Origin of the sequence: Paenibacillus sp. FSL F4-0100 (assembly GCF_037993005.1) — a bacterium.
Taxonomy (GTDB): domain Bacteria; phylum Bacillota; class Bacilli; order Paenibacillales; family Paenibacillaceae; genus Paenibacillus_AQ.
The window spans coordinates 5203914-5230061 of sequence record NZ_CP150303.1 but is presented as its reverse complement, the minus strand read 5'-3'; the positions used below and the strand labels follow the sequence as shown (position 1 = coordinate 5230061).

At 49.4% G+C, this 26148-nt stretch carries 29 protein-coding genes; 20 read left to right on the top strand and 9 right to left on the bottom strand.

Annotated elements, in window-relative coordinates; all coding sequences use genetic code 11:
• Positions 1–77 precede the first annotated feature (77 nt).
• Complete coding sequence (locus MHH48_RS23550) at positions 78–1358, top strand: MFS transporter (protein WP_076325054.1); 1281 nt, start codon at positions 78–80, stop codon at positions 1356–1358.
• A 193-nt stretch (positions 1359–1551) separates the two neighbouring features.
• On the opposite strand, the gene MHH48_RS23545 is transcribed toward MHH48_RS23550, so the two are convergent.
• Positions 1552–2790 (bottom strand): MFS transporter, encoded by a 1239-nt coding sequence (locus tag MHH48_RS23545; RefSeq protein WP_076325053.1) that lies wholly within the window; start codon positions 2788–2790, stop codon positions 1552–1554.
• The gene (locus MHH48_RS23540; RefSeq protein WP_076325052.1) at positions 2783–3247 is read right to left on the bottom strand and encodes a MarR family transcriptional regulator; all 465 of its coding nucleotides are present in this window, start codon (positions 3245–3247) and stop codon (positions 2783–2785) included. The genes MHH48_RS23545 and MHH48_RS23540 overlap by 8 nt, the downstream gene beginning before the upstream one ends.
• A 224-nt stretch (positions 3248–3471) precedes the next feature.
• On the opposite strand from MHH48_RS23540, the gene MHH48_RS23535 reads away from it, so the two are divergent.
• From MHH48_RS23535 to MHH48_RS23520, 4 genes are all read left to right on the top strand, one after another.
• Positions 3472–4209, top strand: a complete 738-nt coding sequence (locus MHH48_RS23535; protein WP_076325051.1) for a glycerophosphodiester phosphodiesterase — start codon at positions 3472–3474, stop codon at positions 4207–4209.
• A 4-nt stretch (positions 4210–4213) separates the two neighbouring features.
• On the top strand, positions 4214–5422 hold the full coding sequence (locus tag MHH48_RS23530) for an SLC45 family MFS transporter (RefSeq protein ID WP_076325050.1): 1209 nt from the start codon (positions 4214–4216) through the stop codon (positions 5420–5422).
• Between the two features lie 153 nt (positions 5423–5575).
• On the top strand, positions 5576–6586 hold the full coding sequence (locus MHH48_RS23525; RefSeq protein ID WP_076325049.1) for a LacI family DNA-binding transcriptional regulator: 1011 nt from the start codon (positions 5576–5578) through the stop codon (positions 6584–6586).
• A 106-nt stretch (positions 6587–6692) separates the two neighbouring features.
• Positions 6693–9917: a cellobiose phosphorylase gene (locus MHH48_RS23520; RefSeq protein ID WP_076325048.1), complete on the top strand. Its 3225-nt coding sequence runs from the start codon at positions 6693–6695 to the stop codon at positions 9915–9917.
• A 71-nt stretch (positions 9918–9988) separates the two neighbouring features.
• Here the strand turns inward: MHH48_RS23520 and MHH48_RS23515 are convergent, their stop codons facing one another.
• Positions 9989–10162: a hypothetical protein gene (locus MHH48_RS23515; RefSeq protein WP_179090703.1), complete on the bottom strand. Its 174-nt coding sequence runs from the start codon at positions 10160–10162 to the stop codon at positions 9989–9991.
• Positions 10163–10381: 219 nt separating this feature from the next.
• Between MHH48_RS23515 and MHH48_RS23510 the strand changes: the two genes are divergently transcribed.
• From MHH48_RS23510 to MHH48_RS23500, 3 genes are all read left to right on the top strand, one after another.
• A complete protein-coding gene (locus MHH48_RS23510) occupies positions 10382–11005 on the top strand; it encodes a TraX family protein (protein WP_076325047.1) in 624 nt (207 codons plus the stop codon).
• A gap of 57 nt (positions 11006–11062) precedes the next feature.
• The gene (locus MHH48_RS23505) at positions 11063–11494 is read left to right on the top strand and encodes a hypothetical protein (RefSeq protein WP_076325046.1); all 432 of its coding nucleotides are present in this window, start codon (positions 11063–11065) and stop codon (positions 11492–11494) included.
• A 69-nt stretch (positions 11495–11563) separates the two neighbouring features.
• Positions 11564–12139: a macro domain-containing protein gene (locus MHH48_RS23500; protein WP_076325045.1), complete on the top strand. Its 576-nt coding sequence runs from the start codon at positions 11564–11566 to the stop codon at positions 12137–12139.
• Between the two features lie 168 nt (positions 12140–12307).
• On the opposite strand, the gene MHH48_RS23495 is transcribed toward MHH48_RS23500, so the two are convergent.
• Positions 12308–12433, bottom strand: coding sequence for a hypothetical protein (locus MHH48_RS23495; protein WP_256720744.1), 126 nt, complete (start codon positions 12431–12433; stop codon positions 12308–12310).
• Positions 12434–12480: 47 nt separating this feature from the next.
• On the opposite strand from MHH48_RS23495, the gene rpiA reads away from it, so the two are divergent.
• From rpiA to MHH48_RS23475, 4 genes are all read left to right on the top strand, one after another.
• A complete protein-coding gene (rpiA, locus tag MHH48_RS23490) occupies positions 12481–13197 on the top strand; it encodes a ribose 5-phosphate isomerase A (protein WP_076325044.1) in 717 nt (238 codons plus the stop codon).
• A gap of 49 nt (positions 13198–13246) precedes the next feature.
• Positions 13247–13696, top strand: a complete 450-nt coding sequence (locus MHH48_RS23485; RefSeq protein ID WP_076325043.1) for a MarR family transcriptional regulator — start codon at positions 13247–13249, stop codon at positions 13694–13696.
• A gap of 30 nt (positions 13697–13726) precedes the next feature.
• Positions 13727–14158, top strand: coding sequence for a GNAT family N-acetyltransferase (locus MHH48_RS23480; protein ID WP_076325042.1), 432 nt, complete (start codon positions 13727–13729; stop codon positions 14156–14158).
• Between the two features lie 128 nt (positions 14159–14286).
• Positions 14287–14922, top strand: coding sequence for a GDSL-type esterase/lipase family protein (locus MHH48_RS23475; protein ID WP_076325041.1), 636 nt, complete (start codon positions 14287–14289; stop codon positions 14920–14922).
• Positions 14923–15005: 83 nt separating this feature from the next.
• On the opposite strand, the gene MHH48_RS23470 is transcribed toward MHH48_RS23475, so the two are convergent.
• Complete coding sequence (locus MHH48_RS23470; RefSeq protein ID WP_076325040.1) at positions 15006–15677, bottom strand: tetratricopeptide repeat protein; 672 nt, start codon at positions 15675–15677, stop codon at positions 15006–15008.
• 178 nt (positions 15678–15855) lie between these two features.
• Here MHH48_RS23470 and MHH48_RS23465 point away from each other — a divergent pair, with 178 nt between their 5' ends.
• Together MHH48_RS23465 and MHH48_RS23460 are read left to right on the top strand one after the other, a co-directional pair.
• Positions 15856–16110, top strand: a complete 255-nt coding sequence (locus MHH48_RS23465; RefSeq protein WP_076325039.1) for a helix-turn-helix domain-containing protein — start codon at positions 15856–15858, stop codon at positions 16108–16110.
• 181 nt (positions 16111–16291) lie between these two features.
• A complete protein-coding gene (locus tag MHH48_RS23460; RefSeq protein WP_083397613.1) occupies positions 16292–16423 on the top strand; it encodes a sporulation protein YjcZ in 132 nt (43 codons plus the stop codon).
• A gap of 277 nt (positions 16424–16700) precedes the next feature.
• Here the strand turns inward: MHH48_RS23460 and MHH48_RS23455 are convergent, their stop codons facing one another.
• Both MHH48_RS23455 and MHH48_RS23450 read right to left on the bottom strand, forming a co-directional pair.
• Positions 16701–18674, bottom strand: a complete 1974-nt coding sequence (locus tag MHH48_RS23455; RefSeq protein WP_076325037.1) for a stalk domain-containing protein — start codon at positions 18672–18674, stop codon at positions 16701–16703.
• A 395-nt stretch (positions 18675–19069) separates the two neighbouring features.
• A complete protein-coding gene (locus MHH48_RS23450; RefSeq protein WP_076325036.1) occupies positions 19070–19276 on the bottom strand; it encodes a DUF5316 family protein in 207 nt (68 codons plus the stop codon).
• Between the two features lie 477 nt (positions 19277–19753).
• On the opposite strand from MHH48_RS23450, the gene rsmD reads away from it, so the two are divergent.
• Positions 19754–20359, top strand: a complete 606-nt coding sequence (rsmD, locus tag MHH48_RS23445) for a 16S rRNA (guanine(966)-N(2))-methyltransferase RsmD (protein WP_076325254.1) — start codon at positions 19754–19756, stop codon at positions 20357–20359.
• On the top strand, positions 20349–20864 hold the full coding sequence (gene coaD / locus MHH48_RS23440; protein ID WP_076325035.1) for a pantetheine-phosphate adenylyltransferase: 516 nt from the start codon (positions 20349–20351) through the stop codon (positions 20862–20864). The genes rsmD and coaD overlap by 11 nt, the downstream gene beginning before the upstream one ends.
• On the opposite strand, the gene MHH48_RS23435 is transcribed toward coaD, so the two are convergent.
• Positions 20842–22074 (bottom strand): nucleoside recognition domain-containing protein, encoded by a 1233-nt coding sequence (locus MHH48_RS23435; RefSeq protein WP_076325034.1) that lies wholly within the window; start codon positions 22072–22074, stop codon positions 20842–20844. The genes coaD and MHH48_RS23435 overlap by 23 nt on opposite strands.
• 113 nt (positions 22075–22187) lie before the next feature.
• Between MHH48_RS23435 and MHH48_RS23430 the strand changes: the two genes are divergently transcribed.
• The gene (locus MHH48_RS23430; protein WP_076325033.1) at positions 22188–23228 is read left to right on the top strand and encodes a SepM family pheromone-processing serine protease; all 1041 of its coding nucleotides are present in this window, start codon (positions 22188–22190) and stop codon (positions 23226–23228) included.
• On the opposite strand, the gene MHH48_RS23425 is transcribed toward MHH48_RS23430, so the two are convergent.
• Positions 23218–24453: a nucleotidyltransferase gene (locus MHH48_RS23425; RefSeq protein ID WP_076325032.1), complete on the bottom strand. Its 1236-nt coding sequence runs from the start codon at positions 24451–24453 to the stop codon at positions 23218–23220. The two genes, MHH48_RS23430 and MHH48_RS23425, sit on opposite strands and share 11 nt — an antisense overlap.
• 197 nt (positions 24454–24650) lie before the next feature.
• Here MHH48_RS23425 and MHH48_RS23420 point away from each other — a divergent pair, with 197 nt between their 5' ends.
• The 3 genes from MHH48_RS23420 (at position 24651) to fapR (ending at position 26141) form a co-directional block, all read left to right on the top strand.
• Positions 24651–25160 carry a DUF177 domain-containing protein gene (locus tag MHH48_RS23420; protein ID WP_076325031.1) on the top strand — a complete coding sequence of 170 codons (510 nt, stop codon included), beginning with the start codon at positions 24651–24653 and terminating at the stop codon, positions 25158–25160.
• A gap of 53 nt (positions 25161–25213) precedes the next feature.
• Positions 25214–25387 carry a 50S ribosomal protein L32 gene (gene rpmF / locus MHH48_RS23415; RefSeq protein WP_006211382.1) on the top strand — a complete coding sequence of 58 codons (174 nt, stop codon included), beginning with the start codon at positions 25214–25216 and terminating at the stop codon, positions 25385–25387.
• 142 nt (positions 25388–25529) lie between these two features.
• Positions 25530–26141, top strand: a complete 612-nt coding sequence (gene fapR / locus MHH48_RS23410; protein ID WP_179090709.1) for a transcription factor FapR — start codon at positions 25530–25532, stop codon at positions 26139–26141.
• Positions 26142–26148 lie beyond the last annotated feature (7 nt).

The following is a 26148-nucleotide window of genomic DNA, read 5'->3' as shown; positions in this document are numbered from 1 at the left end:
ACCTTGCAATCATGCATATTCCGGGTAAAAGAACCTACAATATGGATGACAGATAACGCAAAGGTGGTCTTTCTCTCATGGAAAACAAAAAATGGGATCTGGTTGCCCTTGCATCCATACCACTTATCATGACGTTGGGAAATTCCATGCTGATTCCCATTTTGCCGCAGATTTCAAAAGCTCTGGGGATCAGTTCCTTCAAAGTCAGTATGCTTATAACGGTATATGCTGTTGTAGCCATCTTGCTGATTCCGATTGCCGGTTATTTATCGGATCGTTATGGACGAAAGAAAATCATCATCCCAAGCTTAATTATTGCGGCGTTAGGCGGAGCAGTCTCGGCTGTAGCAGCTTGGATGCTGAGTGGGACAGCGGCATATTTCGTTATTTTGGCGGGTCGGTTTCTGCAGGGAATTGGTGCTGCCGGGGCATTCCCCATTGTCATTCCGCTTGTCGGTGACATGTTTAAAGAGGAAGAAGAGGTTAGTAAGAGTTTGGGTATTATCGAAACCTCCAATACGTTTGGCAAGGTAGTCAGTCCAATACTGGGTGCCCTGCTCGGAAGTTTTATCTGGTTCTTGCCCTTTATAGCTATTCCGGTTCTGTGCCTGATCTCATTCGTGCTTGTCATTTTTCTTGTGAAGACGCCAAAGTCAAACCATAACGATAAACAATCCATTCGTGAGTTTTTGAAAACAACCAAGCAGGTTTTGCACGAGAAGGGAAGATGGCTGTATGCGATATTTGCCATCGGCGGCATCGCGATGTTTGGCGTGTTCGGCGTTCTTTTCTATTTGTCGGAAACGCTCGAAAGCACTTACCATTTACACGGTGTGGTGAAAGGGCTGGTGCTTGCGATTCCGCTAGCTTTGTTATGTCTTTCATCTTATTTAGCCGGTAAATTTACGGGCAAAAATAAAGCGGCTAAGAAGTGGACCGGTTTCGCGGGCATGGCCATTTTGACGGCTTCCTTGATCGTAACCGGATTTAGTGCACAGATCTATTTTGTAGTCGGCATGATGACGCTTGGTGGCATCGGGATCGGGATGGTATTGCCATGCATGGACACGCTGCTGACGGAAGGTGTTGAGAAGGAGCAGCGCGGTACCATTACCTCCCTATATAGCAGTATGCGTTTTATCGGCGTGTCGCTCGGTCCGCCAGTTGTCTCACTGCTGCTCGGGGCGAATCATTGGGTGCTGTTCGGCACGTTGGCAGCCGTCGCGGCTGTAGGTGGCCTGCTTACATTATTCGCCGTGAAGCCGGAGGCGAAGGAAGACGATACCGGAGGGAATTCATACCGAGTGGATTTCAAGAAACCGCAGGGCTTGAAAAAGAAAGGTCTTGTCCATAAATAATAGACAAGACCTTTCTCTCATCTTCGGGTACGGATCGGGAGCATAGGGAACGAAGGTCCGCTCGTATAATTGAGTAAACGGGCTCTGCATGATCCATCCGGGTCCGATCCGGTAGGTCAGAGCTTGATGCGTGCAAAATGTTCGAATGAAATCAAAGAGATGCCAAAAAATTGGATTCGCTTTCGAACCCCCGTTATCCTGCAACGGTGGGTTCGGTATCCTCAAGCTTTGATGTAGCTTTAGTGCGCGATTTGCCGGTTGCCTGCATGACGATATAAATCAGGATCAACAGCACTAGCGCAATGGCTGAATATCGGTACATGATCATGTACGAAGTGGATTTGGCGATGGAGCCGAGCGCGATAGAGCCGATAGCGACACCGAAATCCAGGGAGTTGAAGAACATGCCGTTGGCCATGCCGCGCTGGAGCGGATGAACCTCCTGGATCATCCAGGTCTGGATGGACGGCTGCATCGCACCGAAGCCAAGGCCATAACATAATGCCGATAACAGCATAGTTCCCGTCGATGAGGCGAAGGTCAGCAACAGCAAACCGGTGACCATCAGAACAGCAGCAGGTATAACCAGCGCCTTGTGCCCATACCGGTCATAGATTCTGCCGGAGAACGGCCGTACCAGTATAATGGCAATGGCATTGAACAAGAAGAAATACTGGGGATTCCGGAGGTGAGCCTCGGTGCCGAACAACGCCATGAAGCTCAGCAGTCCGCCATACGTAATGGACATCAAAAAGTTAAGGATGCTGGGTAGAATCAGCTTCTTATTGAATGAACCCTTTGGTTGTTCCTCAACTTGAGGTTGAACGGCTGCGGGGCGCTCCGTATTCCGTTTTGCCGATTTTAACGTCAGAACGTAGGCGAGTGGGAAGATAAGTACATTGATGATGACGGTGATGACCACAAGCGGTGTGAAACCCCCGTCTTGCAGGAGCGTCAAGCCGATCATCGGGCCGATCGACATGGCGAGTGTAGTGGATAATCCGAAATACCCCATGCCCTCGCCCAGTCGTTTGATAGGAATGACGTCTGAAGCCATCGTAGGAAACGAGGTGCTTGTCATGCCAAAGCCGATGCCAAACAAAACGCGCATCAGCAGCAGAAAGGCGATGCCGGATGCCCAGTAATAGCCGAGCGTGGCTATCAGCGATATCAACAGCCCGACGTACAGAAGCAGGCGCAGTTTTCCTTTTTCCAGCGCTTTGCTTGACACGAAGCGGGAAGCGATCGCACTGAAGGCGAACAGGCTGGTTATCAGGCTGACCTGAAGCGGGCTTGCCATAAACGCCTCTTTGGCGTATGCGGGCAGCGTGGTCAGCATCATCTGCAGGGTCAGGAACAGAAACAGGTTGCTGACCATCAAGGTGATGAATTCTTTGGTCCATAATCGTTGTTTCGAATTTATTTCATTCATGTGAAACATCACTCCTGTTATTCTCTAAGTTGTGTATGTTGGTATTGATGCGTGAGAGTGTGTCCCAGAACATCTCTAATTGATGATCGTCAATGCCTTCGATTAACTGGCTACCGCACTGACTTTCGATCGTTGTGGTTTTCTCGATCAATTGTTTGCCTGTATCCGTCAAATAGAGCTGGAAAGCTCTTCGGTCGTTTACCGAAACGGATTTGCGGGTGTATCCTTTTTTCTCGAGCAGATCCAAAATGCGGGTAGTGGTCGGTTGGTCCTTGTCCGCTTTGGCGGCAACTTCCTTTTGATTTAACCCTTCGTGCTCTCCGATGTGGTACAGCACCAGCCATTGCTCAGGGGTGATATCATAGGGCTTCAAGGCGTTAGCAAACAAATGGGATGCGCGGCGATAGGTGTAACCCAGATGAAAACCGATGGAGGGGTTGCGTTTAGGTACTTTCAAGAAAAAAGTCACACCTTTCATTTCAAGTTTTCAAAAATAGTTGTCTAAACAATTATATGCCTGACATGCAAATCAGTCAAACCATTCAAAAAATTAATTGTCTGCATGACAGGGTTTCGTAAAACGATGTGGAATATGAAAAATGGAATGATAACATAGCTCTAACAATTGCGAGCTATATTTATAGTACAAACCAATTTCTAACCACTCAGGAGGAAGTACAAATGTCACAATTGATTAATTTTGCACACCGCGGGTCATCGGCTATATGCCCCGAGAATACGATGGCTGCCTTTGCCAAAGGCTTGGAGCAGGGAGCTACCGGGATTGAAACCGATGTTCAGATGACGAAGGATGGAAGGCTGGTTCTGATCCATGATGAGAGTGTTGCCCGTACCACGGGGGCTGAGGGGCTAGTCAAAGATTATACATACGACGAACTGGCCAAGTTGGACGCAGGCTCATGGTTTGGAGCGGCTTTTCAAGGGGAACGGATTCCGCTGCTGGAAGAACTGCTGGAATTAACGAAAAACCGTGGCACGATCGTGAACATTGAGCTGAAGAACGGGTCGATTCAATATCCTGAGCTGGAAAAGCGCGTGATCGAGACCGTAAGACACTACAAAATGTCAGAGCAAATCGTCATCTCAAGTTTCAATCATTATTCCCTGGTGGAGTGCAAACATATTGATCCTGAAATCCGTACCGGCCTGCTGTATGGAGAAGGGTTATACAAACCGTGGGAGTATGCCAAATTGGCTAAAGCGGATGCGCTTCATGCATACCATCGCGCAGTTCTACCGGAATGGGTAGCGGAAGCGAAGCAGCATGGTGTTGTCTATCACCCGTGGACTGTCAATGACGAGGAACAGATGAAAGCCTTGATCGATGCAGACGTGGCGGGCATTATTACGGATTATCCGGATGTACTCGGGGGATTGCTACAAACCAAGGGAGCGTGACTTTGTGAAAAAAACATGGCTGCTGGGCTTTGGCTTTTTCAGCATTAGCATTACCTGGGCGCTCTACAATGCGTTTGTGCCCTATTTTCTGGAGGATTACATATCCAGTGTCGCACTGATCGGTTTTTTTATGACGATCGACAATTACTTTGCCTTGTTCTTGCAGCCATGGATTGGAAGTCGAAGCGACCGTACTCATACCCGGTATGGCAGAAGAATGCCTTACCTGCTCATCGGAATGCCGCTTGGCGCTCTGTTTACCGCAATCATTCCGTTTCACACCGGGATGGCAACATTGATACTGTTCATGGTCCTCATGAATCTGGCTATGAGCCTGTATCGTTCGCCTACCGTTTCACTAATGCCGGATATTACGGAGGAGAAACGACGCACGAGGGCCAACGGCATCATTAACTTTATGGGCGGCATAGGGTCTATACTGGCTTTTGGCGTGGGCTCGGTACTGTATAGCGCTCATCGCTCCCTACCTTTTATTGCAGCGGCCGGCATAACGCTGGTGTCGTTGTTCATTTTGAGAACATTTATCCAGGAGAAGCGCGACGCTCCAGGCTATCAGGCTCAGACGGAAGCCAAAACTAAAGTTTCCTTTAAGAGTCAGCTCAATCGGACGACGGTGCTGCTCTTGGCGGCTATATTTTTCTGGTTTGTCGCTTATCAGGGAGTTGAGACGCTGTTTACTCTGTACGGGAAGAACGAGATGGGGCTAACGGAATCGCAGGCTTCCTTTTCCTTAACGTTTTTTTCACTCGCCTTTGTTCTGTTCGCCATTCCAAGCGGATGGCTCGGCGGTAAATTCGGCAAGAAACGGATGATTCTGATCGGCGTCAGCGGGCTGTTGATTGTCTTTGCGCTTGTACCATGGGTTGAATCAATGGTGTTGCTCCGTGTATTGCTGACTGTTGGTGGGTTATTCTGGGCTTGCATCAATATTAACTCCTATCCGTTTATCGTATCTACCGGATCGGAGGACAGCATTGGGACGCGGACAGGAATGTACTATTTGGTATCCTCGCTGGCGGCGATCTCGTCACCGCCTCTGCTGGGCAAGCTCATTGATGGCATGGGATATTCGATTCTGTTTTATTGTGCCGCTGGCAGCATGCTGCTCGCGCTGATCTGCGTTCTGATGATTCGCCATCAGGAAACGGCAAGTCCTGCAAAGCCGCAGACCGCATCTGCCAGCTTGTCCTAGAAGACTTGTTTTTTTGATAACCGAAGGTTCGGCTCCTGCTAGTCCGTCCGTGCGGAATAACATTGACGAGAGCCTGCCAGGACAGGTAGAATCTAATATCAGATAGATTTGAATTAGAATATGCCAGCGAAGGTGCAGGAGCTGATTCCAAGGTTGACTACGATTTATGATATTGCCAAGAAAACAGGCTATTCGCCTACGACGGTGTCCAAAGTCTTCAACAACTATCCGGATGTCCGGGAGAAGACGAGAGCCAAGATCCTGGCAACCGCGAAGGAAATGGGCTATCTTCCAAACGCAAACGCCAGATCGCTTACAACGAAGCGATCCTGGACCATTGGTATTCTTTTTGTAGAAGCCACTGGAGCAGGGATTCGTCACCCCTATTTTGGAGCTGTTATCGAAAGCTTTAAGAAAATTGCCGTATCCAAAGGGTATGATCTGATGTTCATCTCCAAGGATGTCGGCGGCCGAAGAAGCAGTTATGTGGAGCATTGCAAAATCCGAGGCGTCGACGGTGTGGTCGTCATTCTGTCGAGCAGCGAGGATCCCGATTTCCAGGAACTGCTGGATAGCGGCATTCCGTGCGTCATTCTGGATTCGTCACCGGAACATGTGCATTCGGTTTACTCCGACAATATCGGAGGGAGCATGCAGGCACTTCGGTATTTGCATTCGCTCGGACATCGCAGAATTGCCCATATATCGGGCGGATTGAATACGTTTGCAGGCGAACAGCGCCAACAAGGCTATGAGCAAGCCCTTCGGGAACTTGACCTGGATCTAAGGGGAGAGTACATAACCGGCAGCGATTTTTTCTCCACCGAGAGCGGATACGAAGCCATGAAGAAGCTGCTGGGGCTTAGAGAGAGGCCGACTGCTGTTTATGCGGCAGGTGATCTACTCGCACTTGGAGCGATTCGTGCCGTTCAGGAACATGGCCTGCATGTACCGGGAGATGTGTCCATCATTGGTTTTGATGATATTGAAATGTCCCGTTACATCACCCCTGCGTTAACGACCATACGCCAGGATACGGAGCAGCTGGGCACCGTTGCGGCGGAGCTCCTTCTTTCTTCCATCGAAGAGCAAGACGCAACAGTAAAGTCGGTTATGCTGCCAGTTCAATTGATTATCCGGGAATCCTGCCACCCGGTCACCTAGGTGAAATATAAGGCAGGACTCATTTTTACCATTTTTCGAAACCGGTTTCGAAAGTAATCGGACTCTAGAGTTGAGTCGATTATGACCCATTAAAGGAGGATCTAACATGTCAAATTATCGTTTTGAGAAGGATACCTTTGTTATTGAGCAGTATGATCTTGCCAAACCGTTTTCCAGCTTTCTGCCGGGTATCGCAGGCTTGAAAGGGATTCCGATGTGGACCTTTTATGTGAATCGGGGTCAGGGAATATGCAGCTTCGGCATACGCGATAAGAACTCGCCAATCATGGAATTTTCCCCGGCGAATATCTCGTATAAGAATGTCTCGACTACCGGTTTCCGCACGTTTATCAAGATGGCGGGGACAGGGCCCGTTTATGAGCCGTTCCAATCCTTTCAGCCGGATTCCAAAGCGAAGAGAACGATGCTGATTCGTCAGAATGAGCTGGTCATTGAGGAGGAGCATGCCGGTAAAGGACTTCGCACTTCGGTGTCGTATTTTCAGCTGCCTGGTGAGGATTTTGCCGCCCTTGTTCGCGAGGTCAGCGTAACGAATATCGGAGCCGGGACTGTATCGCTTGAACTGCTGGACGGCATGCCGGAGATTCTGCCTTACGGTGTCGAGAATAGCGGGTACAAGGAGGTCGGCAATCTGCTGCGGAGCTGGATGGAGGTGGAGAACTTGGATCAGGGGATCCCGTTCTATAAAGTTCGCTCCAGTACGCACGACGAGGCGGAAGTCAGCGAAGTTACGAGCGGTCACTTCTACCTGTCGTTTAATCAGCATGGGAAGCTGCTCCAACCCCTTGTAGACTTTGAGCTGATCTTTGGCGGAAACACTTCCTTGATCCACCCTGATCGATTTGCTGTGAACTCGGTGGAAGCTTTGCTGAACGCCACGCCTTATGCCGTGAACAAAGTACCATGCGGATTCAGCGGATTATCGACTCAGCTTAAGCCTGGGGAGACGGCGACCGTTTATACACTGGTTGGTCATGTGAACGATATCGGTAAAATCAATAAACGTTCCAAAGATTTGTGTTCTCCTGCCTATATCCTCCGTAAACGCGAGGAGGCCTCGGCGTTGACCCGGAAATTAACCGAGGATGTGGCCACCAAAACGGGATTACCCCTATTTGACGAATATAGCCGTCAGTCCTATCTGGACAATTTTCTGCGGGGCGGATATCCATTCCTATTCGATAACGGGAAGGAAGGGGCCGTTGTCCATCTATACTCCCGCAAGCATGGGGATCTGGAGCGGGATTATAACTTCTTCTCTCTTGCGCCGGAGTACTATTCACAAGGGAATGGCAATTTCCGGGATATGAATCAGAATCGACGAAATGACGTGTTTTTTAACCCGAAGGTGGGCACGTTCAATATCCGGATGTTTTTCAGTCTCATTCAAGCCGACGGTTATAACCCGCTTAGCGTAGAAGGGACGAAATTTCGCGTGAGTGAAGGGAAGGAGGAGGAGCTGCAGGAGCTGCTGCGCGCTTCCGCGGCTGAGGAAGATTATGAGAAGCTGACAAAGGCATGCGCCGGGGACTATACGCCAGGAAAAATCATCAACGCGATTTCGGATCAAGCCATCAGGTTGGAGATTAGCGAGGAACAGTTCTTATCCGGGCTGTTGACGATATCCGATCAGCATTTTGCAGCTTCGTTCGGGGAAGGGTTCTGGTCGGATCATTGGACGTATAATATGGATTTAGTTGATACCTACTTGAATATTTATCCCGACCGTTATGAGGTACTATTGTTTGAGGAGAATACGTATACGTTCTTTGACAGCCCGGTGTACGTCCTTCCGCGGAGTGAGAAGGTTGTGATCAGTCGAGGAGGCAAGGTTCGGCAATATGGTGCTCTGCTGGAGGACGAGGAGAAGCTGAATAAGCTCGGCAGAAAACGGAACGCGGCGGAATGGCTGCGGGTAGATGGCGGATTAGGCGGCATGTACCGCACGAATCTGTTTGTCAAAATGATCTCATTGTCCCTCAATAAAATGGCGACACTCGATCCTTACGGGATGGGGGTAGAGATGGAGGCGAACAAGCCGGGCTGGAATGACGCAATGAACGGCTTGCCGGGACTGTTTGGATCGGGTATGAGCGAAACGATGGAATTGAAGCGTTTGGTCGCATTTATCGTGGATGCGGCCGAGCGGTGTGGCCATCAAGTGATTCAGGTACCGGAGGAGATCGCGTCTTACTTAGGTAGTGTATACGAAGCCGTACAGCAATATCAGTCCGGCTCATTGGATTCATTCGGTTATTGGGACTTGGTAGCGGGGCAGCGTGAATCCTATCGTGCATCGGTCCGGTACGGGATCAGCGGTCTGGAGGTTGAGATGTCGGTGGAAAACGTGAAGGTCATGTACGCGGCATTCTTGGACAAAATCGAAGAAGGGATTCAGCGTGCCGAGCAGATGGGAGGCGGAATCGTGCCAACGTATTTCCGCTTTGAAGCCGAACGCTTTGAAGAGGTTCGGGATGCAGCGGGGAACCCAGTGATCACCCGCTATGGTTTGCCCGCGGCAAAAGTGCTTGAATTCAAGGCATATGCGCTCCCGCATTTCCTGGAGGCACCGGCCCGCGGAATGAAGCTCGCTGATGAAGGCCAGGCGAGAACGATGTATGATCGGATCAAGGCTTCCCATCTGTATGATCCCGCGCTGGGGATGTATAAAACGTCCGTCAGCCTGGGAGGCGAAACCGATGAAATCGGACGCATCCGTGCATTTACAGCCGGGTGGCTGGAGCGGGAATCCGTATTTTTGCATATGACCTATAAATACTTGCTTTCATTATTAAAAGTCGGATTGTATGACGAGTTTTTCTCGGAAATCAAAACATCCCTTGTCCCTTTTCTGGACCCGGCGGTTTATGGACGCAGCACGCTGGAGAATTCCTCGTTCATTGCCAGTAGCGTCAATCCGGATCCTCACGTGCATGGACGAGGTTTTGTGGCAAGGCTTAGCGGATCGACGGCCGAATTCCTAAGCATGTGGATTACGATGATGGCAGGGAAGAAGGTATTCCGTTACGAAGGCGGCCAGCTTCAGCTGCATCTGAACCCACTGCTTCCGGCTTGGCTGTTTGACGAGAATCAAGAAGTGTCGTTCACCTTCCTTGGTTCCGTCAAGGTGACGTATCGCAGCGAGCGCGCAGCAAATACGTATGGCCAGGACGGCGTTACGATTCAGCGATTAACTCTCATCACGGTGGGAGGGGATTCGATCAAGGTGGATGGACCCCTCCTTACAGGAGCGTTGGCTCATGAAGTTCGGAACGGGAACATTCGAGAAATTCATGCTGTATTGAAATAGAGGGAAACGAACGCCAAACAGGCCACCCGGCAAGAATCGGGTGGTCTATTTACTGTTATTTGAAGTTCTGTTTATTCATTAGGGGGCTTCTTGTTATCGCTTGACATGGTTGAGCCAAACGAAATGCCGATGGCGGCACCGATCGTTATGCCGATAGCGATATTATCCATGGCAACGCCAAGGGCTACGCCAACGCCGATCCCCATGCTTATCCCAAGGGCCATGTTGTTCTTTTTCTTTTCCATACGGCCGTCACCTCCATCTGTATCATGTTGATCCAAACAAGCGCTTTTCCTTCTCAAGTTGCTGTTGATCTTATTATAGAGGATATTGGACATGGATGCCGGATATCCAGTTCTTTCATGTTTCTTCGCTTGCAAGTCCCAGTGTTGCAACCCATAATAGATATATCGATTTCAAGTACATATAGATTCAACATCTTCGAGTGCGAGGAGGGGGTTATCATGCAGTGGATCGCCATGCTGACGATGCTGATTGATCATGTAGGACTTGTGTTTTTTCCGCATCAGGAGATTTGGAGAATCATCGGCCGCATTGCTTTCCCAATCTACGTCTATGCTCTCGTTCAGGGGCACCGCTACACTTCTTCGAGACCCAAGTATATCATTCGGCTTGCCGTCATTGCGGCCATCTCCCAAATTCCCTATCAGCTTGCGTTGAATCCTAAAGGGTTGAATGTGGTTATTACCCTGGTAGCTGGAGCCATCGTTTTGTATGTGCTGGAACGGTCGGATTCCAAGTTGTTATCATGGATGATTGTTGTTGCCGCCTGTGCGTTAATGAGTGAATTTCCGTTTGATTACGGAGCTTACGGCCTGCTGTTGATCTTGATTTTCCGATATGCCCAGGCCAGCTGGCTTGTTCCGCTTCATATGGTGTTGAACCTGTTATTCTGGTTCCTTAATAACTGGGAGCTGCAGATGTGGAGTGTCATCCCGACGGCTGCGATAGCCTATGGCCCGCATATATGGAGGAAGCTGGAGTCTATCCGGGTGAGCCGCTGGGTATGGCGTTCATTTTATCCTCTGCACTTACTGATTATTGCGTTATTACGGGTATTTTTATAGAGAGGAACTCTTTAGGTTAAAGCCTGATGGATTGATTATATACAAGGAGAGACATACATGTTCAATATCGCAATTGCTGCCTGCATCCTTTTGTTCGCGGCGGCGGGTTACATCGCATTCATGAATTCCAAATTAATTGCGGATAAAAAACGGGAAGCATACATTCCTCCGCCTGCTTCGGAATATACCGTTTATATGACGCCTCAGTTCACGGAGGAGGACAAAAGATCGATGAGTCCCATCGGCGTCATGGAATTTCGCGATCCACAAGGCATGATGAAGGTATATCTTTGCCGGGTCAAGAATGAGTCGGAGGATTTGAAGCTGGAGCAAGCCGGCAATGTGTTTCTTCATCATTTGACGAAGGCCAGGGATACCGGCACGCTGATGTTCTACCGTACGGTGGAGGAAGCGCTGCAAGGAGCGGAAGAGAAGAGTTTGACCGATCGACTGTCTGCAGCTGCGAAAAAAAAGCCCAGAACAGAATAGGCAAACAGGGTCAATCCACCCACTTGCGGGGTAATAGAGAAATAAAAGACCGAAAGGAGATTTTCCGAAATGAAAACATTTATAATCGGAAGGACATCGGTCTCCGTCTTTATAGGCGATATTACGACATGGACGGGCGACATTATCGTCAATGCTGCAAATTCGGGACTGCTGGGTGGAAAAGGCGTGGACGGCGCAATTCACAGCGCCGGCGGCCCGGAGATCATGGAGCAGTGCATGGAAATTCGCAAGCAGCAAGGCGGCTGCCCGCCAGGCAATGCCGTGATTACCGGTGCAGGTCGGCTGCCTGCCCAGCATATCATTCATACGGTCGGCCCGATATGGGAGGGCGGTGGACGGCGTGAGGAGCATACGCTGGCGGAATGCTACCGCAACAGTCTCTTGCTTGCAATCGAGGTGGGTGCCAGAAGCATCGCCTTTCCTAATATAAGCACGGGTATCTATGAGTATCCTAAGGCTCCGGCATGTGATGTTGCGTTAAAGGCGGTTACGAAGCTGCTTGAGGAAGATTTGCCGGATAACCGCCTGGATCGGATTGACTTCGTTTGTTTTTCTCCTGATAATGAAGAGCTCTATGTCCATTGGCTTGAGCAGTACACACAGGAGAAGGAGGCGCAAATATAAAATTACCCCACAAAGTGGAGCCTATGCTTCGATGCTTATTCCAAATACTTTGCGGGGACCCCCAAAAACAAACCTCTATCGAGGCCTTATGAAGGATGAGCGACCGCGATTCAAAGGTAGATGAAAGTCAGGGGCGCAGTTAGCGCCCCTGACGTTTGTCAGTCGGCTTTACATATGATAGGATCCGCTTGGCTCAAACAGTACCCATTCCAGCATCGTGATCATATCGTCGAGGCGGGCTTCCTGATTGAGAAGGGAGGCTCGCTCCGGACTGTTCTCTTCGAGAGCAGCCAAGCGGGTTTGCAGCTTTTTCTTCAGCTTAAGACGAAAGAGGGGTTCATATGACGAGTGAATATTATATGAAGAAAATGGCGGCGGAGCATGCCGCCAAGTATGTGCAGGATGGAATGAAGATTGGGCTGGGTACAGGCTCAACCGCTTATTACGCCATTCTCAAAATCGGCGAGATGGTCCGATCCGGACTCTCGATCCAGGCCGTGGCTACCTCTGAAGCTTCGGAGAAGCTGGCTATGGAACAAGGAATTTCCCTGACGCCCATACATCAGATCGATCGCTTGGATCTGACGATTGACGGGGCTGATGAGCTGGACGACCAGCTGCGGTTAATCAAGGGAGGGGGCGGAGCGCTTCTCCGTGAGAAGATCACTGCTTTTCACAGCGAACGGCTCGTGATTGTGGCAGATGAAGCGAAAGCCGTAGCTCAACTCGGTGCTTTTCCGCTGCCGGTTGAGATTGTCCCTTTTGCTTATGAGTGGACAGTTCGGTCACTGGCCCAGCTTGGCTGTATGGTGCAAATCCGTCGTAAGCAAGATGAAGGGTTTTATGTTACGGATAACGGGAATTATATTGCTGATTGCCGGTTTCAGCATATTGCCCACCCAGAGGAATTGAGCTCCCGGCTAGGCGTCATTCCGGGCGTGGTTGAACATGGGCTGTTTATCGGTATGGCCGACCAAGCGATCATAGGCTGCCAGGATGGAACGGTACGGATACTGCATTCCGGGAGCATAGAAGCAAAGAATACATTTGACAGTTGATCCGGCGTTCATTAACCTTAATAACATGATATCTCTCGGAGGGTGAAATATGTCGGATATTCAAGAACACGAGGATACCCCGTTACATTTGCTGGTTGTCCTTGCCAGAGCTTATAACGCTGTTATGACACATTCGAATCGCAGCATCAATAGTCACGGATTGAACTCCACCGAATTCGGTGTATTGGACGTACTCTATCACAAAGGACCGCAGCCGCTGCAGAAAATTGGGGAGAAGGTGCTCATCTCCAGCGGTAACATTACATATGTGGTGGATAAGCTTCAAAAGAAAAACCTGCTGGTTCGCCGGGCTTCCGCTGAGGACCGCCGCGTTATTTATGCTGAGCTTACCGCAGAGGGACAAGAATTCTTCGAAGCCATTTTTCCTCAGCATCAGGAATTGATGGTTAAGGTGCTTAGCGGTTTGTCGGAGGACGAGCGAGCGCAGGCGGCGATGCTGCTGCGCAAGCTGGGAATCAGTGCAGAGAAGATGTTGTAGACCTATACAAGTTTTAGATTGGAGATAAGTATGCTTAAAGATATAACGGTGCAAGCGATACAACCCGAAGTAAAGGAACTGCTCAGTTACTCGGTATTTCCGGATCAGGAAGCGGTGGATCAGGCTGCAGCTTCTTATCAGACGGGCCGCAGCCGGTTGTTTGGATATGAAGAGGATGGGCTTCTCTTAGGAGTCATCGGTTTTGATATCGATCAGGACGAGCTTACCATTCGGCATCTTGCCGTTCTTCCGGAGAATCGGGGAAAGGGATATGGTCGCGGATTGATTTTGGAGCTGCTCCTTGAGGTTCAGCCTAAACCGGCCCGCGTGATTGCGGAAACGGACGAAGAAGCCGTAAACTTCTATCGCAGTATCGGCTTTGAGGTATACAGCTTGGGAGAGAAGTATCCGGGCGTTGAAAGATTCCGCTGCATCTACGAGGTGGAGGAGTCCGAAGAATAAGCTATTCAGATTAAAAGCATGTTTGCCGTCTTGGAGTGTAATTAAAATTGCCATTCAAGACAATAAACCCGTTTCGCAATGGGGGCATCCCTCATATAATGTCGTAACGAGCGGGGCAGGGGGTGAACATGTTGGTGTACCATTATACCGCTGTCGGCGATTCCTTGACCTTTGGGTTTGGGGCGATGCCTGGCAGCGGTTTTGTTCCGTTATACCGTCGGATGGCGGAGGAGAAGCTTCGCCAGTTCGTGGCCCATGAGAATCTCGGGGTCAACGGATTAACCTCGGATGAGTTATACGATCGGGTAGTTCAGCTTCCTACGTTTCGCTATCATCTGCAGCAGGCCCAGATCATCACGATATCAATCGGAGGCAATGACTTGATACGTGCGGTAAAGTCCACGGGAGGTCGACCGAATCGGGAGGTGCTGGACGCTGCCTTGTATCGATGTCAGAATCATGTGGCTAATATCGTCAAACATATCCGAAAAATAAAGTCACCAGTCAGCAAACCTTATTATATTCGCGCTATCGGTCTGTATAATCCATATCCGGCCTGGACGGAGGCGACGGAATACGTGATTCGGTTCAATCGGCATTTGATGGGGTTAAGCGACGGCTATTTTCGCGTAGCTGATATTTACACACAATTTTCTGGCCGAGAGAAAGAACTGATGTCGGTGGACGGTTTACACCCGAATGGCCGAGGGTACCGGGTGATCGCGGAACAATTAAATCGACTTGGGTACAAGCCACTTGCATAGAAAACCGAATGATCAAAAAAAGGGTGTCCCATGGTCTCTTGACCGTGTGGACGCCCTTTGGTTTATATATAATCACTTATGATTTATAATAATTTCCTAAAAAAACTTCGCACCGCCCATTTACGTTCTTGCCGTTTTTTGTATTTCGGCAGTGACCGATACACATCCAGCGATTCCTGATAGGACTTCTTGGCATCCTCAGTCCTTCCAAGCGATTGATACATATAACCAAGCAAATAAAAGGCTTCGCTGGAGGAAGAGTGAATGGAATGGAACTGTTCCAAATAATGGAGCGCCTTCTCCCGATCCGAATCCCGAAATGCATCAGCAAGCCGAAGAAAAGGCCGGCCATATTTGACCCTCGGGTTAATCTCCAGGGCCCGCATAATATTCGCTTCCCCTTGTGTGATGCTGCCGGTATGCAGGCGTGCATTTCCAATATCGTCCCAGAATTCGGCGGAGTCCTCTAGACTGGATGCTATGGATTCCAGCAGCTTCAGGGCTTCCCCATACTTACGGCGCTCCAAGAGTAATCTGGCAAGCTCGTGTCTTGATGAAACGTCGCTGGGGCTAACTGCAATCTGTCTGCGCAGCTTGGAAATATTCCGTGCACGTTTGATTGGCTTTGTCAAACTGGGAAATACCCCGACAAAACGGCGATCCAGCACATACACGATGAGAAGCAGCACCAGGATCGCCGTAATCGGATTACCGAAGATGTAGAACAGAAATCCAAAAATGATGAGTTTAAACAAAAGAGATCCCTCAATTTCTATGTAAAGTTGTAACATAAATTATACCATAACATGGATTTATTTAGGTGGAAACACCATCGGTTCTATAGACCTTGAAGGCATGCGCATGTCGGAATAGGCCCTAGGTATTGAAAGAAGGTCGATGATAGCCGATAAAGGTAGTAAAGAGGTGATAATCATGGCGAAAAAGGGACAGACATTCCATCATTACAGTTTCGAAACGAAGAAAAAGGCAGTCGCCATGCGGCTGGAAGGTATGACTAAGAAAGAAGTGGCATCCGCCTTACAAATATCAGATATCGGACGGCTGAAAGTGTGGATGCGCAAATACCGTGAGTTGGGCGAGGAAGGTTTGGTCGATCGCCGCAGAAAAATAGTATATTCAGATCCTGAGACCGATCGGGATGAAAAAGAACAACTTTCGCAGGTATAGACAATTAGTGATCGCATGAGGCGTGGTGGAACGACGGTTAAACCACGCCTTTTTCATATCGGAATCAAAGGAAATGTTCAATCCAAATCCGGCAGATTCCAAGGCATGGGCTGATTCATTATTCTTAACCCGAACAGGTGGCAGCCCAGTTCATTTGAGCGGAACCAACATAACATGTGGTATGTTCAAAAAAGGAGGGATTCATGTGAGCGGAGTAGGAGAAGGTTATGGTGGCTATGGATATGGCTCTTCTGTAGGTGCTATTTTGGTATTATTCATCTTGTTGGTGATCATTACTCGCGCATTTATCTAATCCATCTTTTGAGTGAACAAACCAATTGAATCAATAAGTGATACCGAGCACCATGAGCAGTCACAACGACAGACCGTCCAAAAGAGGCATGGCCTCTTCTTAGGGCGGTCCTGTTTTTTCTGAAGCGAGAATCGGCTTTCATGACTTGTCATGAATCATCGTTTTAACCGTCTATCAGAAAATCACTAATAAAAACAGACCGCTCGAGAAGAGTGGTCTGTTCTTGGGAGAACGAATATTATCCGGTCAGAGGTCTGGCCCCGGCCTGTTACTCATGTTACATCATAATCAGTATAACTTTACCGTTTACGAAAGATACGATATCGAAATTCGAGTACCCCCAGGTTTCAATGGTTTTACCGCCGCCAGTGGTAATGTCCTTGGCTGCCGGGTTCCCCCATGAAAGCTGCACCTGTTCTTTTGTCATGCCGAGGGAAACCTGGCCTGCTTTAATTTGTTTCCAGACCGATGCGGACCATTTGTATTTTTGATAAGGGTCGTAATTTAATAAAGAAGAACGGTCTGCAAACAGCTGCAGCACTTCCGAAGAGCGCATAGGATAGCTTTTCACTGTTTTTCCTGATGCCGTTTTGAAGATCACGTTGAATTCGCCTTTGTCGTCCGGCAAAATGTCGGTTACCGATAATTTCGAGAAGCGTTCCAGGTCTTCGAAATCATTCACCCAATACGTTCGGCCGATGAATTTAACCAAGCTGCCTTGCATGGCTTTTTTGATCAAGCCAGCCGTTTCGTTAGAGACAATGGTCATCTCTGCATCGCTTCCGAAGGAGATATTCGCTTGTTTCCACTTGGTATCCCAGCTGATTTTCGCACCCAGAACATCGGATAACACGGCGGCCGGAATCAGCAGCTCGCCTTTGTCGGTGATCGGTGCTGCTTTTAGGCGCAGCGGACTATCATTCAGCTTGGCCTGGTTGCTGCCTACTGTAAGCGAGAGCACGGTCTCTCCGAACTTGGCCTCCACGGCTCCGTTTTTGGTCGAGTAGGCGCCGCCCAGTGCCTGAATGACGGATTTCGCCGGCACCATGATATTCCCGTTGATCTGTTTTGCATATTTCAAATTGTTGCGCAGGCTGGACGATACCGTTATCGATTTGGACAGACCACCCGAGGTTACCCTAATCTGTGTCTTGCCAACGCCCGCAGACTTCAGTGTTCCATTCTTCTGCATGTTCATCAAATAAGGCTTCTCTATATCGATCTGGGCATCTTTAATCGGTACTTTGATCTTGGCCCCGTTCGTGTAAGTCTCCTGGATACTGACTTCCAGGATATCCCCTACATAAGGCTTGGCATCGGATACCGAAACCGATACGGCCTTAACGACAGGCACATCAACCGATTTGTTCTGTCCATCCTGGTGATGGATCCAGCTTCCGTCAGAGCGCTGCGCATAGAATCCCTCCGATAGATCCTTTGCATTTCCGTAAATGGAGGTTTTTACGATCCCGCTCAGTCCGGAGACCTGCTCCTTGAGCTTCCAGCGGTCTTTATACACTCCGGTTGTCCATACGGTTCCGTCTTGGAGCGTCACAATCAGAAGATCCGTCGGCTCATTGGAAGCATAAACGATATGAGCTGCATTCTGAGCGACGGTAACTGGTATGATGCGCCCGTTATCGTCAAAGTTGGACGTTTCGTATACAACCACGTCACCGTTGTCACGCAATAGGGCTACACGCCCGCTGTGAACCGTCATGGATTTAATCCCTGAAGGGTTTTCCACGATGCCGAGCTTCTTGAATTGTCCCTTTTTGTAGTTATCCTGCAGTAACAGCTCCCCGTTGGAGGACAAGGCGGCGAATTCTTGATCGGCATTGGCGATGAGCAAAATGCCGCTGAGGTTTTTTGCTTTTTCCGAGCCGCCCCATACGGTACCGTCTGACTTCAGCCAGTAGTAACCCGCTATCTGCTTCACGCCGCTTGTTCCCGGAACGACCTCGGGTCCCTTGCCGATATCCCATTCCACTAATCGCCCATCCTGCGTCATACCAATGCCTTCGTATTCATAACCGCTGATGGCTGCAACTTTACCCGGCGTCCGTATGGCATGTCGTCCGTCAATCAGGGACCACATGGAGCCATCGCTCATCAGGTAGGTGTTTCTTCCCGCAATATCGCTGATCTGGAGCCTGGACTCTTCGGCAGCAGCGATCCCGTGCGTCGTGCCCGCAAAGCCAAGTCCCACCAGCATGCTGAACAATACGAGAACATACAACGTTCTTCTCACTTACATGACCTCTCTTCACTGTAACATTAGGAATATTTTTCAAACAGATTTATTGATTCGACAAAATCGGTGTTATTCCTGCAAAGGTTGCGTGGCGTTATGACCTTAAAGAGGGGAACAAAAAAAACGCTCGCCGGATATCCGGGGGGCGTCTTGCCGGTTAAGCTCGCGATTGTTTGATGAACTGCGTCGACCTAACGGTGTTAAGTTAAGGGGATTGCCAAGGGGATCATCGTTAGCAGAAACCTGATTAAGTAATATCGGTTCCCCCTCAATATCAATAAAGCCTCGTATAAATCATTCTTCATCGTTTCGATTTTGGCGAATTTCCTGAACGGTGCTTCTGTGCTTTTATTCTGCGCTGCGGGGAGCGAGCAAATGTTCACAGTGCCAAATTAGCGGAACAAATACACAATACCGGCGACCGCAAGAAATACGAAACCGGCTAATAAGAACCAGTTGGTTACTCTCTCTCTGGATGCGCGGTCGTCCTTGGATTCAGCATAGAAGTTGTCTCTTTGTTGGTATCCCGTAGTAAACGCTCCGGATAGAAGCCCTGCAACCAACAGGCAACCCAATCCTGCATATAAAAACAGGTTCATCACGTGTTCCTCCCATCATGCCCTTTATCGTTAGAACGTTGGCTGAGAGGGATTGGTTATGCTTTTCATATAAGGTTAGGTGAATCGTCTGACTAGAAGGTGAGGATTGATATGGAAAAAAGCCGCTCAACGAGGTGAGCGGCTCAACATAAAAAAAGAACTAAATCCCTGTAATAGACATTGCCGTTACAGGGATTTAGTTCGGGAACCTCCGAAGAGATTCCCTCATGGGAGAGGAGAAACCGGACGAAGAGCTTATGGGGAAACGTAAGTCTTCTCCGCGGTTGTCTACGACATTCATTGATGTCGATATTTCAAGGATGCCCGGCTGCGGTAGAAATATACCTGACTTTGAAAAAAAATGGAGAGACGTTATGTTTCGTTTTTCATATATGGGATGATTGTGTTACGATAATTACTGTCAATGGCGTTGTCTTGGCAATGAATTTATAGATAATGAAACGGGTGAATGAAGCAGTGAGAGTAGTATCCGGAAGTGCAAAGGGCCGGCCGCTCAAAAGTGTGCCTGGTACAAGCACCCGTCCGACGACGGATAAAGTGAAAGAATCCATATTCAGTATGATCGGTCCTTACTTTGAGGGGGGCGTCCTGCTTGACCTGTTCGCAGGCACAGGAGGCCTTGGCATTGAGGCATTAAGCCGGGGGATGGAACGTGCTGTTTTTATTGATGTGGAGCCGAAGAGCATCAGTACGATCAAGGATAATTTGAAGGCAACCAGGCTTGAAGAAGGCGCCGAGGTGTACCGCAATGATGCGGCACGAGCGCTTAAAGCGCTAGAAAAGCGCGGCTACAGCTTCGATCTGGTCTTTTTGGACCCGCCATACAGGTTTAAGAATGGTGATGAGCTGATGCTGGACATGGCAGAGCGAGGTTTGCTGCAAGATTCAGCTGTGGTGGTATTGGAATACGAATCAAGCTACAATTATCCTGAGAAATTTGGTGACTTTTGTTGTTTCCGGACTGCGAAGTACGGAGAAGCCGCCATATCGATATACCGTTACGACACAGCGCAAGATCAAGCGTCAGAGCTTGATGAGGAGGAATTACAGGATGAGAAATGAGAATACTAGTACATACCGTGTTGCCGTATACCCGGGAAGTTTTGATCCGGTCACCATGGGACATATGGATATTATCACACGCGCTTCCAAGCAGTTTGATCTGCTGATTGTGGCCGTGTTGAATAATCTAAGCAAGAACCCGCTGTTCACGATTGAAGAGCGCAAGGACCTCTTGAGACAGGAAACAGCACATCTTCCGAATGTGGAAATCGACAGCTTCCGTGACCTTCTGGCGAATTATATCCGCCAGAAGAATGCCCAGGTCATTGTACGGGGGATCCGCACGGTGACCGACTTTGAATATGAACTTCAATTAGCATCCACCAATCATAAGTTGAATCCGGATGCGGAGACGATCTTTATGATGACACACCCGAAATATTCGTTCCTGAGCTCAAGTCTTGTTAAGGAAATCGCGCATTTTAATGGAGATACAACGGATCTGGTCAGCCCCGAGGTCCATGCCGCGATGCGCCGTAAATTTAGCGGCGATAACGGTCAATAAGACGGGAACACAGCCAGAACGCCGCTATCAATAATAAGCAGATTACGCCTTGAACCTGCATGAATGAAGGCAATCCGCTCCAAAAGTTGAAGTGCTGATCCGCGTTGGCGTGATCCAGCGGTTCCGTTCGGAAGGCTGGTACGATGCCTGCTGATAGGGCGCTGAACGGTTTCCACAAGGCCAGTGTAATCGCAAAGGCGAGCACCGAATGCAAGGCTCGCTTCACCATAAAGTAACGCCAAGAGAGACCGGTCTCCTGCATCAGCGACAGGCTTTGCAGCTGAGCGCTGATTCCGCTCCATGCCAGTGCGGCGGACAGTACAGCCAGCTGCAATATGCCTGCTTGGAATGCCGATGAGCTGATGGATTGGGCTGCCAGATGGGCCTCCAATAGTCCAGATACAAGATAGGGCGGAAGCTGCGGCAGCAGGTGACCGGTCAATACTCTTGTCAGGACGGCGAAGAACAAGATAAAGCCGCCTGTCATCATTAAGGTTTGAACCGAACGGGTAACGGAGTCGCCCAGTAACTTGCCAAAGCTCCGTCCATCCCGCTGATGGGCCTCCAGAGCCTCAGTCGCTGCCCTTTTTAAGAGGGGACGTTGGGCAAATTTGCTTGATCGGACTTTATTTAACGATGCTGTAAACTGCCGTGTTCCTTCTGAAGAAGCCGGTTTATGGAAAAGGCCGAATATCCAAGCGGCCAGCAGTCCGGAAATCCAATGAACGATCAGCAGCAGATAACCAGCTTCCGGTTGATGAAGCAGACCAGTTCCGATGACAACGAGAATGGTCATTGGATTGCAGAAGTGGGATAAAGCGGCGAGCCTTCCGGCCTCATCGACACGAAGCTCGCCTTGTCTATACATTCCGGAGGCGGCCTGCGCTCCTGCCGGGAACCCGGCTGTCATTCCTGTTATAAGAACCCAGCCGCCAGCACCGGGAAGTTTGAATATTTTTTTCATCAAAGGGTCCAGCAGTACGCCAACTCCATGGGCCCAGCCATAGGCGATGAGTATTTCCACCAGTACGAGAAACGGCAGCAAAGCGGGAAATACGATATTCCACCATAGCTTAAGTGCTTGCAGGGTGGCTTGGAAGGCAGGTTCGGGCGCGCTGACGACAGCCAGTACAAGCAGGAAAGCGGCAGCACCCAGCAGGATGGTGTTCCACAGCCCGTTTGATGACTTGACGGCGTTGTCTTTATTCATAAGGAATCTCCTTTCAGCGTAAACATGGCTAGTACAACTTTATGCAAAGGAGACAACCGTCAGACCAAACTTGGTGGAAGGCTGGATATATAAGGCGGAGGGAAGGAAACTACATGAAGAAGTCTGTAAAACCGAATGGCTTAAAAATTGCGCTGTATTTATTAATGGTTGGGGTCATGCTGTACGTTGTCGTTTATATGCCGACCCCTTATCTTGTATACCAGCCGGGGAGCGCCGAGGAGGTTCGCCCCATGATCAATGTCGAGAAGAGCGATCCGGCGGAAGAGGGCACATTTATGATGACAACCGTGTCGGCAAGCTATGCCAATATGGTTTTGTTAATGATGTCTGCGTTTAATCCCAATTCGGAGGTTGTGAAAAAGGCCGAGAAAATGGGAGATCAGAGTAAGGACGAGTATGCAGCCACACAAGTGTATTACATGAATTCTTCCCAGTCCGCTGCAATGGAAGCCGCTTATCAAGAAGCTGGTATTGACTACAGTATCGAGCCTGCTTATGTATTCGTGATGTCGATCTCCGAAAAATCTGCTAATGCCGAGCATTTCCGGCCTGGCGATAAATTGATCAAGATTGATGGGCAGCCGGCAGAGGATAATGAGAAAATTGCCAGCCTGTTAAGCGAGAAAACGATCGGGGAAGTGGTGTCCGTGGAGCTTGAACGCAAGGGGAAAACCGTTAAAGAACAGGTTCAGCTTGTTAGCATTAAGGATGAGAAGACCGGGGCGGAGCGTCCGGGTCTTGGCGTCATGATTGCAACGATGCAAAGCGTAGAGCCGGCGAATCCCGATCACACCATTCATTTTGCGGATACCAATATCGGTGGACCTTCAGCCGGACTGATTTTTACCCTTGAAATTTATAACCAGCTCACCGAAGGTGATTTAAGCAGAGGTTATCGGGTAGCGGGAACGGGTACCATTGACAAATCAGGCGCCGTAGGTCCCATTGGCGGCGTGAAACATAAGATCGTGGCAGCTGACCGGAAGGAAGCCGATATCTTTTTTGTGCCGCAAAAAAATTACGATGAAGCCAAGAAGCGGGCGGACCGAATCAAAACGGATATGAAGTTGGTCCCGGTTGACGATCTGCAGGATGCAGTAGATTATCTGGAGCAGCTGCCGCCTAAGGGGTGAGTGGCGGCAGCAGGTAATCGCTGTAGTAATGGCGGATATCCGGCTTAGGGTGTCCGTTGGCGTATACGGCGGCTGCCATCAGGTCCCTCTCCAGCTGAGGATGCTCCAGCGTTGTCGGCTTCTGGATAACAGGTAGCGAGGCGCTTTGCTTCATTCGTTTCAGCAAGGAACGCCCTGTGTCGCTGAAGCCAAGGACCCTGATATATCCCGGACCTTTGGCCAGCTCCTCGCGATTCATGGATGCCTTGTCATGATTGAGCATGATGTGCAGGAGCATACGCTGAAGTTTGGTGCGGGTATAGCGTTTGGTCTTCAACGCTTCGAGGAGAGACCCAACCGTAGGCTGCTTCAACTGCGCAAGCATGCGCTGAACACGATATTCCAAGCCTTCGGTAACTTCAAGGAAGCCTTCAAGCTGCGCGGGTGTATGCGTGAGTAGGGATTGAAACAGCGGCTGACGAAACTGTTCCCAGTGGACGGGAGCTAGTCCGCTTTCCACTTCCCGCTCCATGATGTTGTGCGTGAATTCGGGGATGTAGGGTCTGGCTGCTTCCAAGCCCTGTGAAAGAATGATGTTACGGATGGCGGTTGCACTGGCAATGGACGAGTCTCCCGGCAAGGGATCGTGGTAGTGCGCGTTTTCTCTTGGAATGGTGTAGGGTGTAATGCGGCTGCCCAGGCGGTGGAGGGCAATCAGATAGTGCAGGCCCAAGGAATTGTTCGGCTGCGTGAGCAGCTCTTGCAAATGGGCAATTGCTGGTCCGGACTCGCCGAATAGGGCTGCAGCGGCAGCACCGTAAGCGGACGGGAAGTTCATGCCTTCCCGGAGATGCCTTTCAATTTCGGATTGGAGCTCGCCGGATTCGCTGGCAAGCGAACGGGACAGCGGTAGAAGCTGCTCCAGTGTACCGCTCTCCGATCCGAAGGAAAGACAGTCCACCACCCCGGTAGCTTCCAGAATAGCTATCGCACCATATGCAAACCATTCTGCAGGCTGCACGGCATAGGTTACCGGCAGCTCGATGCACAGATCTACTCCCATGGCAAGGGCCATTTCGGCGCGTGCGCGTTTGCCTGCAATAGCAGGTTCGCCGCGTTGGAGAAAAGGACCGCTCATCACTGCAACAACGGCATCCGCCCCTGTTACTTCTTTGGATTTACGATAATGCAGAACATGACCGTTATGTAAGGGATTATATTCAACGACAATGCCAACCGTCTTCATTAGTTTCAACTCCTTGATAAGAATATAACATAATTACAGGACGTTCCTGCAACAATAAGCTCATCGCCATATATGGGTGATAATCTCGTTGTAGCGTGAGAAATATCGGGAAACAATCATGGTTCTTTAGGGTTATCCTGTTGACAAAAGTCTTTGGGAATCGGTATAATAATCTTTGTTTGTTTGGAGTGATGGATATGCTAATTCAATTTCGTAAATTGACAACCAGCGATCAACCGTTACAGTTCCATCAAACCGTGGATGTAAGCAATGCCGTTAAGGATCGGAAGGACATTATTGCTGTTCAGCCATTAGACGTGGATTTGACAGCAGCCTCATCGATTTCGGGTACGGTGGATGTTCATGGAAGGTTGCAAGGCGAGCTGGAGATGAATTGCTCCCGCTGTCTGAAGCCGATCAGCGAACATGTGCACATCCCTTTTCATGAAGTATTCCAGCCGGTGGTAGATCCTGAATCGATTCAGGATGAGAATGATGACACTACATACGTGCAAGGTGAGAGTGTGGATCTCACTCCCTATGTAGAAGAAGCATTTTTGCTCCACCTGCCGCTAGCTCCGGTGTGCAAAGCCGACTGCAAGGGACTCTGCCCGAATTGCGGCAAGGACCTGAATGAAAGCACGTGCAACTGCGATACGGAAGTGATCGATCCTAGGCTAGCCGGACTGAAGGACTTCTTTAAATGATGATGGATTTGGCACCCGTGTTCAGCGGGTTGAATTGATAAGGAGGTGGGAACATGGCAGTACCTCAACGTAGAACGTCCAAAACACGTCGTGACAAGCGTCGTACTCATTTTAAGCTGGCTGTGCCAGGCATGGTGAAATGCGAGCAATGCGGAGAATTGAAACTTGCTCATCGCGTATGTAAAGTATGCGGAACGTATAAGGCAAGAGAGATCATCAAACAATAATTTTTAAATAAGTAGTACTTCATCTTTGGTGAGGTGCTATTTTTTTTGTCTGAAGTCCCCCTTTCTTTTTAACGTGACATGATTTATACTTAACATTAGTACCAGGTTCTAATATTTGCGACTAATTTACATATATGTATGTTTGAAGAATGGCGGCTTTCATAGCGGCAGAAGGAGTTGTTTCGTCATCGATCGTTTATCCAAGAAAGACCGTCACCAGCGGCTGATTCAGCTGATCGACGAGAATCCCTTTGTTACAGACCGCGAGTTGACTCGCCAGCTTAAAGTGAGCATTCAGACGATACGCCTTGACCGTATGGAACTTGGCATCCCGGAGCTTCGTGAGCGAATGAAGCAGATGGCGGAGCATTCTTATGACCAGGTTCGTTCCTTGTCACTCGAAGAGGTGATCGGGGATGTCGTTGACTTGCAGTTGGACAAGAGCGGAATATCGATATTTGAAATCCGTGAGGAACATGTATTCAGCAAAACGCGAATTGCCCGCGGTCATTACGTGTTCGCTCAAGCCAATTCACTTGCCATTGCCGTAATCAATGAAGAAATCGCGTTGACGTCTTCAGCGGATATACGGTTTTTGAGACAGGTGCGTCTCGGCGAGAAATGCATTGCCAAAGCCTACGTTAGGTCCATTGCTGGCCAGAAGGGAAAGGCCAAGGTGGAAGTGTTTACTTATGTCGCTGATGAAATGGTGTTTCAGGGGAATTTCGTAATCTACCGATCTGCAGGAGAATGACATAAGT

Bases quoted from the DNA above. Each gene is read 5' to 3' on its own strand.
- MHH48_RS23510 (WP_076325047.1), top strand. From the start codon at position 10,382: ATGCAGTGGATCGCCATGCTGACGATGCTGATTGATCATGTAGGACTT.
- MHH48_RS23420 (WP_076325031.1), top strand. From the start codon at position 24,651: ATGCTAATTCAATTTCGTAAATTGACAACCAGCGATCAACCGTTACAG.
- MHH48_RS23485 (WP_076325043.1), top strand. From the start codon at position 13,247: ATGTCGGATATTCAAGAACACGAGGATACCCCGTTACATTTGCTGGTT.
- MHH48_RS23430 (WP_076325033.1), top strand. From the start codon at position 22,188: ATGAAGAAGTCTGTAAAACCGAATGGCTTAAAAATTGCGCTGTATTTA.
- MHH48_RS23460 (WP_083397613.1), top strand. From the start codon at position 16,292: ATGTTCAAAAAAGGAGGGATTCATGTGAGCGGAGTAGGAGAAGGTTAT.
- MHH48_RS23480 (WP_076325042.1), top strand. From the start codon at position 13,727: ATGCTTAAAGATATAACGGTGCAAGCGATACAACCCGAAGTAAAGGAA.
- MHH48_RS23515 (WP_179090703.1), bottom strand. From the start codon at position 10,162: ATGGAAAAGAAAAAGAACAACATGGCCCTTGGGATAAGCATGGGGATC.
- MHH48_RS23550 (WP_076325054.1), top strand. From the start codon at position 78: ATGGAAAACAAAAAATGGGATCTGGTTGCCCTTGCATCCATACCACTT.
- MHH48_RS23545 (WP_076325053.1), bottom strand. From the start codon at position 2,790: ATGAATGAAATAAATTCGAAACAACGATTATGGACCAAAGAATTCATC.
- MHH48_RS23425 (WP_076325032.1), bottom strand. From the start codon at position 24,453: ATGAAGACGGTTGGCATTGTCGTTGAATATAATCCCTTACATAACGGT.
- rpmF (WP_006211382.1), top strand. From the start codon at position 25,214: ATGGCAGTACCTCAACGTAGAACGTCCAAAACACGTCGTGACAAGCGT.
- MHH48_RS23435 (WP_076325034.1), bottom strand. From the start codon at position 22,074: ATGAATAAAGACAACGCCGTCAAGTCATCAAACGGGCTGTGGAACACC.
- MHH48_RS23535 (WP_076325051.1), top strand. From the start codon at position 3,472: ATGTCACAATTGATTAATTTTGCACACCGCGGGTCATCGGCTATATGC.
- coaD (WP_076325035.1), top strand. From the start codon at position 20,349: ATGAGAAATGAGAATACTAGTACATACCGTGTTGCCGTATACCCGGGA.
- MHH48_RS23505 (WP_076325046.1), top strand. From the start codon at position 11,063: ATGTTCAATATCGCAATTGCTGCCTGCATCCTTTTGTTCGCGGCGGCG.
- MHH48_RS23475 (WP_076325041.1), top strand. From the start codon at position 14,287: ATGTTGGTGTACCATTATACCGCTGTCGGCGATTCCTTGACCTTTGGG.
- MHH48_RS23450 (WP_076325036.1), bottom strand. From the start codon at position 19,276: ATGAACCTGTTTTTATATGCAGGATTGGGTTGCCTGTTGGTTGCAGGG.
- rpiA (WP_076325044.1), top strand. From the start codon at position 12,481: ATGACGAGTGAATATTATATGAAGAAAATGGCGGCGGAGCATGCCGCC.
- MHH48_RS23520 (WP_076325048.1), top strand. From the start codon at position 6,693: ATGTCAAATTATCGTTTTGAGAAGGATACCTTTGTTATTGAGCAGTAT.
- MHH48_RS23465 (WP_076325039.1), top strand. From the start codon at position 15,856: ATGGCGAAAAAGGGACAGACATTCCATCATTACAGTTTCGAAACGAAG.
- MHH48_RS23500 (WP_076325045.1), top strand. From the start codon at position 11,564: ATGAAAACATTTATAATCGGAAGGACATCGGTCTCCGTCTTTATAGGC.